The sequence below is a fragment of the Mycobacterium sp. THU-M104 genome (assembly GCF_049197365.1).
Classification (GTDB): domain Bacteria; phylum Actinomycetota; class Actinomycetes; order Mycobacteriales; family Mycobacteriaceae; genus Mycobacterium.
Genome location: NZ_JBMIOP010000211.1, coordinates 1 through 1,819, shown reverse-complemented (window position 1 = coordinate 1,819; position 1,819 = coordinate 1). Strand labels below are relative to the sequence as shown.

The 1,819-nt window shown below is 67.1% G+C and carries 1 pseudogene; it reads left to right on the top strand.

The window, feature by feature from the left end:
• Positions 1 to 359 precede the first annotated feature (359 nt).
• Positions 360 to 1,819, top strand: a pseudogene (locus ACOJVU_RS16490) (flavodoxin domain-containing protein); the annotation flags it as partial.

Below are 1,819 nucleotides of genomic sequence, written 5' to 3'. Positions count from 1 at the left end.
AAAAGTAGCGCTGAGCACAGTCTCGACGCCGCCAGCGCAGACTCGGCACCCGCGGCGTCTGGTAACAACCCCCGGCGAACTTACGGGCGAGACCACTTAGCGAAGGCTGTGAATGTCCCGCAGGTTTGATCGAAAGCCATCTGTACCGGATCGTGCCCGCGGCGCCGACGGCAGTGTCGTGTCCAGCTCCCCGGTCGACGTCGACCCGGGATGAGCTGCGCCGATACGGATTTCCACGCGGATCACCAACGCCGTCGACCCGTTGCGATGAAGTCGTAAAGCGCCGGAAACATTCGGTGACCGATGCCGAAACATCCTTGTCGCAGCATCGTTGTCTGCATGCCTGTCGAGGGAGGGGCGTTGCCGTCTCCCACCCGGACCCGACTGCCACCACGGCACACACCGAAGCGGGGAAATCCGACGGGGCGCGGCTCGAGTTTTTGGCCGAAATACTCGGTTTACCCACACAACCCGTGCCCAAGTTCGACGAATCCGCCCGCTCCTACCTGGCCGGGATGCTGGTCGGCCTGCGTTCAGAAGCCACCCAGCGCGCGCCGGGGGTGCTCACCGTGCCCGTCAGCGCACCGTTGGACCCGAACACCCGGCTCTGGGTGGACGGTTTGCTCGCGGGCTTGTTCTCACGCACACAGACGTGCCGAACGCACCGGGAGTCAGCCTAGGGGGACCCGCGACCGGCGGGTCCGGTGATGCCCCGGTCGTGGTGTTGCGGGCCTCCCAGACGGGCAACGCCGAGGAACTCGCCGCCGATGTCAGCGCCCAGTTGCGCGCCGCGCGGCTGCCGGTCGCCTTACACGGCATGGACGACTTCCCGGTGTCCGAGTTACCGGGCACGCGGCCACTACTGCTGATCACCAGCACCACCGGCGACGGCGATCCCCCCCGACAACGGCGCCGCATTCTGGCGGGCGCTGACAGCCGACGATGCGCCGATGCTCAGCCGGACACGCTATGCGGTGCTCGCGCTGGGCGACTCCAACTACGACGACTTCTGCGCTCACGGGCGCAAACTCGACGAAAGACTCGCCGAACTGGGGGCGACCCGGTTGACCGACCGTGTCGACTGCGAGCCCGACATCATGACGCGGCGGCCGGCTGGCTCAGCGGGGTCATCGCCGCGCTGGCCGGCGCGGCGGCACCGGCCAGACGGGACGGCACCACCGGCGACGCGTCCACACCACCGGCCCTCTTCCCGGCGCCGGCGTCGCGCCCCCTGACGCGGCCTGCGCCACCGGCCTACAGCAAGAGGCATCCGCTGATCACCGACATGGCCCGCAACATCACCCTCAGCCGGCCCCGATCGGCCAAAGATGTGCGGCAGCTGGTGTTTCACCTGCCCCGGAAATCGCTGGGCTACGAGGCCGACGACGCGCTCGGCGTGTGGCCGCACAACAACGCTCGACTTGTCGACGAGTGGCTCTTGCTCACTGGGCTGGACCGCGAGGCGCTCGTCGAGGTCGCCGGCCACGGCGTGATGTCCCTGCGGTCGGCGCTCACCGGGCGGTTCGAGATAGCCCACATCAGCCCGCACCTGCTGCGTTTTGTGCAGCAACACACCCGAGACACCGGTCTGGCCGAGTTGATGAATCCGGAAAATAAACGTGCCCTGAGCAATTGGGCCTGGGGTCTGCAATCGGTCGACCTGCTGGCCGAGTTTCCCGTCACCGCGTCAGTCGAGGAATGGCTGGCCGTGCTCAAACCGCTTCAGCCGCGGCTGTATTCGATCTCCTCCAGCCCCAAGGAAAGTCCGCACGAAGTCCATTTGACGGTCTCCCCCGTCCGGTACAACTTCCAGGGGATC